The organism is Desulfocurvus sp., assembly GCF_023230885.1.
GTDB lineage: Bacteria > Desulfobacterota > Desulfovibrionia > Desulfovibrionales > Desulfovibrionaceae > Desulfocurvus.
Genome location: NZ_JALNWM010000160.1, coordinates 1 through 8,028, shown reverse-complemented (window position 1 = coordinate 8,028; position 8,028 = coordinate 1). Strand labels below are relative to the sequence as shown.

The 8,028-nt window shown below is 74.5% G+C and carries 7 protein-coding genes and 1 pseudogene; all 8 read left to right on the top strand.

Annotated elements, in window-relative coordinates; genetic code table 11:
* Positions 1-74: 74 nt before the first annotated feature.
* Positions 75-1,058: an NAD-dependent epimerase/dehydratase family protein gene (locus tag M0P34_RS11485; protein WP_291499192.1), complete on the top strand. Its 984-nt coding sequence runs from the start codon at positions 75-77 to the stop codon at positions 1,056-1,058.
* A 40-nt stretch (positions 1,059-1,098) separates the two neighbouring features.
* Positions 1,099-1,983, top strand: a complete 885-nt coding sequence (locus tag M0P34_RS11480) for a glycosyltransferase (RefSeq protein ID WP_291499189.1) — start codon at positions 1,099-1,101, stop codon at positions 1,981-1,983.
* Positions 1,980-3,257 (top strand): glycosyltransferase, encoded by a 1,278-nt coding sequence (locus M0P34_RS11475; protein ID WP_291499187.1) that lies wholly within the window; start codon positions 1,980-1,982, stop codon positions 3,255-3,257. Before M0P34_RS11480 ends, M0P34_RS11475 begins: the two co-directional genes overlap by 4 nt.
* On the top strand, positions 3,254-4,042 hold the full coding sequence (locus M0P34_RS11470) for a DUF268 domain-containing protein (RefSeq protein ID WP_291499185.1): 789 nt from the start codon (positions 3,254-3,256) through the stop codon (positions 4,040-4,042). The genes M0P34_RS11475 and M0P34_RS11470 overlap by 4 nt, the downstream gene beginning before the upstream one ends.
* Positions 4,039-4,737 carry a methyltransferase domain-containing protein gene (locus M0P34_RS11465; protein WP_291499183.1) on the top strand — a complete coding sequence of 233 codons (699 nt, stop codon included), beginning with the start codon at positions 4,039-4,041 and terminating at the stop codon, positions 4,735-4,737. The genes M0P34_RS11470 and M0P34_RS11465 overlap by 4 nt, the downstream gene beginning before the upstream one ends.
* A 32-nt stretch (positions 4,738-4,769) precedes the next feature.
* Positions 4,770-5,855, top strand: a complete 1,086-nt coding sequence (locus M0P34_RS11460) for a class I SAM-dependent methyltransferase (protein WP_291499182.1) — start codon at positions 4,770-4,772, stop codon at positions 5,853-5,855.
* A gap of 21 nt (positions 5,856-5,876) precedes the next feature.
* On the top strand, positions 5,877-7,565 hold the full coding sequence (locus M0P34_RS11455; RefSeq protein ID WP_291499180.1) for a glycosyltransferase: 1,689 nt from the start codon (positions 5,877-5,879) through the stop codon (positions 7,563-7,565).
* Positions 7,566-7,568: 3 nt separating this feature from the next.
* Positions 7,569-8,028, top strand: a pseudogene (locus M0P34_RS11450) (asparagine synthetase B); the annotation flags it as partial.

The following is an 8,028-nucleotide window of genomic DNA, read 5'->3' as shown; positions in this document are numbered from 1 at the left end:
CGTCGTTCGGGCGGGCTGGAACGGGTTTTGCTTCATCCGCGTGATCCCTGGAACCGGAACCGTGGAGAACCGACATGCCGACCAACGGCCCCACAGGACGGCCGCCCTGCCTGGTCACCGGAGTGGCGGGCTTCATCGGCGGGCACCTCGCCCAGGCCCTGCTGGACGCGGGCTGGCCCGTGGTCGGCGTGGACGACCTGTCCCGGGGCGGCCTGGAGGGCATGGCCGGGTTCCAGGAGCACCCCGGCTTCCGGTTCCTGCGCGGTTCGGTGCTCGACCCCGGGTGCGTGCGCGAGATGCTCGCCCTGGGCGGCGCCGGGGCGCGCCTGTTCCACCTGGCGGCCATATCCAGCACCCAGTATTGCCTGGAGCACCCGGAGCAGGCCATGCGCCTGAACCGCGACGCGGCCCTGGAGCTGCACGCCGCGGCGCGCCGGGCGGGTTTCGCCACCTATGTCTTTTCCGGTTCCGCCGCCGAATACGGCGACGCGCCCCGGGTGCCCGTGGCCGAGGGCGACGCCACCGGGCGGACGGTGCAGCTTTCGCCCTACGGCGCGGCCAAATACCAGGTCAGCGCCCGGGTGGGGGGCAGCGGCTTCGGCACGGCCCTGCGTTTCTTCAACGTCTTCGGCCCGCGCCAGGATCCCGACAATCCCTACAGCGGCGTGATATCCAAGTTCCTCGACGCCGCCCTGGCCGGGCGGTCCCCGGTGGTCCACGGCGATGGGGGCCAGTCGCGGGATTTCGTCTACGTCGGCGACGTGGTCCATGCCTGCCTGCTGGCGGCGGGCGTCGTGGACGGCCGCGCGCGTTTCGGGATATACAATGTCGGCACGGGGGTGGAAACGACCATCCTCGAACTGGCCCGGACGGTGGGCGCCCTGGCCGGGAGCGGCGCGCCCGTGCGTTTCGCCCCGGCGCGCCGGGGCGATATCCGCCGGTCCCTGTGCGACCCGTCGGCCTTTGCCGCCGCCACCGGCTGGCGCCCCGGGGTCGGCCTGCGCCAGGGGCTGGCCCCGACCCTGGCCTGGATGCGCGCCCGGGAGCGGGGCCGGTGACCCCCGCGCGCCGGTCCGCCGGCGAAAGGCCAAGGCTGTCATGAACGAACCCGCCATCCGCCGCCCGCAGGTCTCCTTCGTCCTCGGTTCCTACAACCGCCGGGCCCTGCTGCGCGCCACCGTGGCCTCCCTGCGCGCCGAGGGCCGCGGCCTGGACCACGAGATCATCGTCGTCGACGGGGGCTCCACCGACGGCGCCCTGCGCTGGCTCACGCGCCAGAAGGACGTGCTGACCATCGTGCAGCACAACCGGGGCTCCTGGCGCGGGCGGCCCCTGGAGCGGCGCGGCTGGGGCGCGTTCATGAACCTGGGGTTCCGCGCCGCCCGGGGGCGCTTCGTGTGCATGGTTTCCGACGACTGCCTGCTGGTGCCGGGCTCCCTGGCCGCCGCCCTGGAGCATTTCGCGGCCCTGGAGGCCGCCGGGCGGCGCGTGGGGGCCCTGGCCTTCTACTGGCGCGACACGTTTCTGCACAAGCGCTACTGGGTGGGCACCACCCTGGGCGGAAAACTGTTCGTCAACCACGGGCTCTTCCTGCGCCAGGCCCTGGAGGACGTGGGCTTCGCCGACGGGGAGCGCTATGTGTTCTACCACGCCGACGGCGACCTGTGCCTGCGCATGTGGGAGCGCGGCTGGGAGGTGGCCGACTGCCCGCGCGCCTTCGTGGAGCATTTCCCGCACGCGGCCTGCGCGGTGCGCAGCAGCAACCTGGAGGTCCAGCGGCGCGATTGGGCGGCCTTTTTGGAGCGCTGGGGCGCGCCCGGGGAGCGGGGCGGCGCCGTCCACCTCGAACATGCCGACCCCGCGCGCACGGCCCTGCGCTTCCCGCCGCTGGTCCTGGCGCGCTATTTCGCCGGGCGCGCCTGGGGGCGGCTGCGGGTGGCCTGGGGCCGCCGGGGCGGGCGGCCCCCGGAGGCCGCGCCGTGAGCCTCGCCCCGCTGCCCCTGGCCCGCCACCTGGCCAAGCGCGTCCTGGGTCGGCCCGACCCGGGCTGGGAGTTCCGGCGTTTTCTGGACGCGGTGCATCCCGGCACGCGCGCCGGGCACGACGCCGTGCTGGACTGGGCCGTGGGCATGGCCCGGCGCGCCGGGGAGCTGGAAACCGCCGCCGCCTGGGCCGCCTCGTCCGACCCCCTGGTGCGCCAGGGCCACGCCCTGCGCCGCGCGGTCCTGGAGCGCTTCCGGGGCCTGCTGCGCGGCCAGGAGCGCCTGCGGGTGCTGGTCCACGTCCCCCCGCCCGCCTATTCCCCCGGGGGCTTCTCCCTGTTTTCCAACCTCGTGCGCAACCTCGATTTCATTGGCGTCCCCGCGCGGGCCCTGGGCTGGGACGAGCCCGTGGCCGGGGTCCTGGCCGCCTTCCGGCCTACGGTGTTCCTGACCAGCGACAACGATCCCTACCTGGAGCGCGTCGACTGGGGGGCCGTGGCCGCCTGGCGCCGTGAGGCCGGGCCCCTGCTGGTGGGGCTCACGGCCTCCTGCGAGGCCGACGGCAACACGCCCCTGCCCGGCCGCATCCTGCGCGCCCGGGCCCTGGGCGCGGGCTTCCACTACGGCTTCTGCTGCCCGGAGCACTACCGCGACGCGCCCGGATTCGCGCCCCTGCGCGAGGCGGGGGGCCCCGTCCTCTCCCTGGAGTTCGGGGCCGACGTGCTGCACTACTATCCGGTGCCCGGTGTCGCGCGCGACCTGGACCATGTGTTCCTGGGCTCGGTGAACCGCAGCAAATGGAGCCGCTACCGGGCCTGGCTGGGGCCCGTGGCGGCCTCGGGCCCGGGGTTCATCGACGGCCCGGGCTGGCCCTGGGCCGGGCGCTGCCTGCTGTGCGACGCGCCGCCAGCGGCCCAGCGCTACGTCTACGCCCGGGCGCGCGTGGGGCTCAACCTGCACCTGGACGTGCAGGCCGCGCGCACGGCGGACCTCAACGAGCGCACCTACCAGCTGGCCGCCTGCGGCGTGCCCCAGGTGGTGGACCGCCCCGGGCTCCTGGCCCGGCGCCTGGACCTGGACGGGCTGTTCGTGGCCGACGATCCGCAGGACTACGCGCGCGCCGTCCGCCGGGTGCTGGCCGACCCGGACGAGGCCGTCCGCCGGGCCCTGACGGCCCAGGCCGAGGTTTTCGCGCGGCATACCTGGACCCACCGGGCCGAGGCGTTCGCCCGGCGGCTGCTGGAACTGCTGGACGCCGGGGGGGGCGGGGCGTGAGCGGTCTTTTCCGAAACCTCGTCGGGCGCCTGGGGTGCCTCTTGGCCCGGTGCCGGGCCCGGGCCGCCGTGGCCCGGCAGTTCGCGGCTTTTTGCGCCATGCCCGGCCACGCGGGCCGGGGCCTGCCCCCGCACTGGGCCGGGGCCCGGGTGCGCACCGGGGAATCCGAGCAGGGCTTCGACCGCCACTATGTGCTGCACACGGGCTGGGCCGCGCGTCATGTGGCCCGGCTGGCCCCGGCGCGCCATGTGGACATCGCCTCCTCGCTGTATTTCGTGGCCCAGGTTTCGGCCTTCGTGCCCGTGGCGTTCCATGACTTCCGGCCGCCGGACCTCGCCCTGCCGGGCCTGGAATGCGGCCGGGCGGACCTGGGGGCCCTGCCCTTTCCCGACGCCAGCGTGCCCAGCCTGTCGTGCCTGCATGTCATCGAGCATGTGGGCCTTGGGCGCTACGGCGACGCCCTGGACCCGGGGGGCGACCTGCGGGCGGCGGCGGAGCTGGCGCGGGTGCTGGCCCCGGGGGGCACGCTGCTGGTGGCCGTGCCCGTGGGCCGGGCGCGGGTGGAGTTCAACCTGCACCGGGTCTACTCCTGCGCCCAGGTAGTGGCCCTGTTCCCGGGGCTGGCCCTGGCGCAGTTCGCCCTGGTGCCCGACGACCCCCGCGACGGCGGGCTGCTGCCCGGGGCGTCCTTCGCCCTGGCCGACGCCCAGGAGTACGGCTGCGGCTGTTTTTGTTTCGTAAAACCCGGGGAGCCCGGCAACGCGGGCGGGGAGGGCGGCTCATGAGCGCGGCGGGAACCACCAACGAGGCCGTGCGCCACGCCTGGGTGGCCCGGGCGCTGGCGGCCCTGCCCGACGGCGCCCGGCTGCTGGACGCGGGCGCCGGAACCGGGCGCTACGCCCCGCTGTGCCAGCGCTTCGAGTACGTTGCCCAGGATTTCGGGCGCTACGAGGGTACCGGCGACGGCCGGGGCCTGCACACCGGCGCGCGCGACCACGGCGGGCTGCACCTGGTCTGCGACATCACGGCCATCCCCGAGCCCGACGCCAGCTTCGACGCCGTGCTGTGCACCGAGGTGCTGGAGCACCTGCCCGACCCCCGGGCGGCGCTGGCCGAGCTGGCGCGGCTGCTGCGCCCCGGCGGGGCGCTGGTGCTCACGGCGCCGTTCTGCAGCCTGACCCACTACGCGCCCTTCCACCACGCCAGCGGCTTCAACCGTTATTTCTACGAACACCACCTGCCCGCCCTGGGGCTGGACATCCAGGAGCTTGCGCCCAACGGCAATTTCTTCGAATACCTGGCCCAGGAGCTGCGCCGGGTCCACCGCGTGGCCGCGCGCTACGCCACGGTCCGCCCGCGCAGGTGGGAGTCCGCCGCGGTGCGCGTGGCCCTGGCCATGCTGGGGCGGCTGTCGCGGGCCGATACGGGCTCGGCGGAGCTGCTGTGCTACGGCTACCATGTGCTGGCGAGGAAGCGGTGAGTCCCGGGGCGCCTGTCCGGCCCGCCGGGGTCATGGAGGATGTCGCGGCCTGCGCCCTGTGCGGCGGCCGCGAGCGGACGCCCTTCGAGGACTACCGGACGGCGGGCGAGACGTTCCCCCTGGTGGAATGCGCGGCCTGCGGGCTGGCCTATCTGGCGCGCAGGCCCCGGGAGGCGGACATGCCCGCATGGTACGACCTGGCCTACAACGCCCGGCACGGCCTGTACCGCGACCCGGCCTGGCGGCGGCCGCTGTACGCCCTGCTGCGGGCGCTCCTGCGCCTGCGCTACGAGGGCGGCGACGCCGCGCGGCTCTGGGTGCGGCGCCTGGCCTGGCCCTGGGAGCGCAAGTGGCGGCGCATCCTGGCCACCCACCGCATGGAGCGCATCACGCGCATCGGGGCCGTCCTGGACGTGGGCTGCGGGCGCGGCGCCTGGCTGGCGGCCATGCGCCGCTGGGGCTTTCGCTGCCACGGGGTCGAGCCCAGCGCCGAGGCCTGCGCCAGGGCCCGGGAGCTGGGGCTGGACGTGGCCTGCGGCCAGCTCTGGGACGCCGGATACCCCGACGCCTGTTTCGACGTGGTGCGCTTCAACCACGTCCTGGAGCACCTGCACGACCCCGGGCGCGCCCTGGCCGAGGCCCGGCGGGTGCTGCGCCCCGGGGGGCTTCTGATCGTCGCCGTGCCCAACCACGCGGGCATCGCCCGCCAGGCCTTCCGCCAGGCCGAGGACGTGCCCTTCCACCTGTTCGCCTTCACCCCGCCGACCCTGGAGCGGTTCCTGACGGCGGCGGGCCTGGAGGTGCTGGAACTGCGCACGCAGACCCCGCATCCGTTCAACGTCTACGCCCATTTCCTGAGCCACGCCCGGCGGATGCTCGCCGGGGCGCCCCCGGCCGTGCGCGAGGGGGCCGAGGCGTTCCTTTCGTCGGAAAACCCGGCGCGCGCGCGGGAATTCGCCCCGCTGGCGGCGTTTTTCGATTCCGTCGGCCTGGGCACGGACATCGTCGCCCTGTGCGCCCCGGCCCCTCCGGGCGCTCGGCCCGCAGCGGACGGGGAGGCCGGGGTACGGATATTGCAATCTTTTCCCAGGGAGCCATCCGACGCAGGAAGCGTCTGAAACCCGTCACCGGAGCGTGGCATGACCGCCCAGTCCAACGATACCCTGCGGGGCCTCCTGGCCCGGCTCAAGGCCGCCCCCGACGCCTACGGCCTGCATGTGGCCCTGGCCCTGGTGCACCACGAGCGCGGCGAGACGGCCCCGGCCCTGGAAAGCCTGCGCAAGGCCCTGGCCCTGCGCCCCGAGGCCGTGGAGGCGCACCTGTTCGCGGGGGTGCTGCTGCGCGCCCGGGGCCGCCTGGCCGAGAGCGGCGCCAGCCTGGCCCGGGCCCTGGAACTGGCCCCGGACGACTTCGACGCCGTGGCCCAGTACGGCCAGCACCTTTCGGCCACCGGCGACCAGCAGGGCGCCGCCCGGCACCTGCGCCGGGCCCTGGAGCTGCGCCCGGGCGACCCCGAGGCCCTGAACGACCTGGGGGTGGTCCTGTTCCTGGCCGGGGATCTGCCCGGGGCCGAAGACGCCCTGCGCCGCGCCGTGGCCGCCGCCCCCCGGGCGGTGCGCACCCGCGTGAACCTTGGCTACGCGCTGCTGGCGCGCGGCGACGCCCGGGGCGCCCGCGCGGAGCTGGACGCCCTGGCCGCCCTGGCCGACCCCCAGGACGAGGAGGCCCCCGAGGTGGCGGCCCTGCGCCGCGCGGCCCGGGCCGGGGGCGTCGCGCCGGGGCCCGGGGGCCCGGCCCTGGGCCTGTCGGCCAGCCTGGGGCGCATCGATCCCATGAGCATGGTCAAGGATTTCGGCGAGGGCACCGGCGGCGAGGCGCCCTCCCTGTCGGTGGTCATCCCGGTCTACAACGAGGTGGGCAGCGTTGCCGCGCTTCTGGAAGAGCTGACCGGCGTGCTGGACGGCCTGGAGGTGCGCGCCGAGATCATCGTGGTGGACGACGGCAGCACCGACGGCACCGGGGAGGCCCTGGAGGCCCTGGCCGCCGGGGAGCCCCGGCTGCGGGTCATCCAGTTCCGCCGCAACTACGGGCAGACCGCCGCCCTGTCCGCCGGGTTCAAGTATTCCCGGGGCGGCATCGTGGTCACCCTGGACGGCGACCTGCAAAACGACCCCCGCGACATCCCGGCCCTGCTGGACAAGATGGCCGAGGGCTACGACCTGGTCAACGGCTGGCGCAGGGACCGCAAGGACAAGGCCCTGTCGCGCCGGCTGCCCTCCTGGGTCGCCAACCGGCTGATCAACAAGCTCATCGAGGGCACGGGCGTGCAGCTGCGCGACTTCGGCTGCACCCTCAAGGCCTACAAGCGCGGCATCGTCAAGAACATCCATATCTACGGCGAGATGCACCGCTTCATCCCCGTGTTCGCGGCCTGGCTTGGGGTGCGCGTGGCCGAAATTCCGGTGAACCACCGCCCGCGCGTGCACGGTTCGGCCAAATACGGGCTCTCGCGCGTCTGGCGGGTGCTCTTCGACCTCGTCGTGGTCCGTTTCTTCTCCGACTACATGACCCGGCCCATCCAGTTCTTCGGCAAGATCGCCCGCACGGCCACGGGTCTTGGGCTGGCGGGCATCGCCGCCCTGTGGGCCGCCAGGGACCTGGGCGGGCTGCCCGTGTCCTACGACACGCTGTTCATCCTTTTGGCCCTGGTGCTCATCTCCGGGCTTCAGGTGGTCATCCTGGGGCTCACGGGCGAGCTGCTCATCCGCTCGTACTTCGAGGGCCAGGACAAGGACCACTATGTGGTCAAACGGGTCCTGGGCGGCTAGGCCATGTGCGGCATCGCCGGAATCGTCCACGCCGACGGGCGCCCCGTGGACCGCGAGGCCCTGGAGGCCATGACCGACGCCATGCGCCACCGCGGGCCCGACGACCGGGGCGTGCGTGTTTTCCCCGGCGGCCCCGGGCCGTCGGCGGGCCTTGGCCACCGGCGGCTGTCCATCCTCGACCTCTCGGCCCAGGGCCGCCAGCCTATGGACGACGGCGCGGGCGGCGTGTGGGTGGTCTTCAACGGCGAGATCTACAACTTCCGCGAGCTGCGCGCCGAGCTGGAGGACCTGGGCCACCGCTTCCGCTCGGCCACGGACACCGAGGTCATTGTCCACGCCCTGGCCCGCTGGGGCGACGCGGCCCTGGCCCGGCTGGACGGCATGTTCGCCCTGGCGGCGTGGGACGCCCGGGCCCGGCGGCTGCTCCTGGCCCGCGACTGCTTCGGCAAGAAGCCCCTGTTCT

Coding starts and splice junctions, on each gene's coding strand:
- M0P34_RS11485 (WP_291499192.1), top strand. CDS start 75: ATGCCGACCAACGGCCCCACAGGACGGCCGCCCTGCCTGGTCACCGGA.
- M0P34_RS11480 (WP_291499189.1), top strand. CDS start 1,099: ATGAACGAACCCGCCATCCGCCGCCCGCAGGTCTCCTTCGTCCTCGGT.
- M0P34_RS11465 (WP_291499183.1), top strand. CDS start 4,039: ATGAGCGCGGCGGGAACCACCAACGAGGCCGTGCGCCACGCCTGGGTG.
- M0P34_RS11460 (WP_291499182.1), top strand. CDS start 4,770: ATGGAGGATGTCGCGGCCTGCGCCCTGTGCGGCGGCCGCGAGCGGACG.
- M0P34_RS11455 (WP_291499180.1), top strand. CDS start 5,877: ATGACCGCCCAGTCCAACGATACCCTGCGGGGCCTCCTGGCCCGGCTC.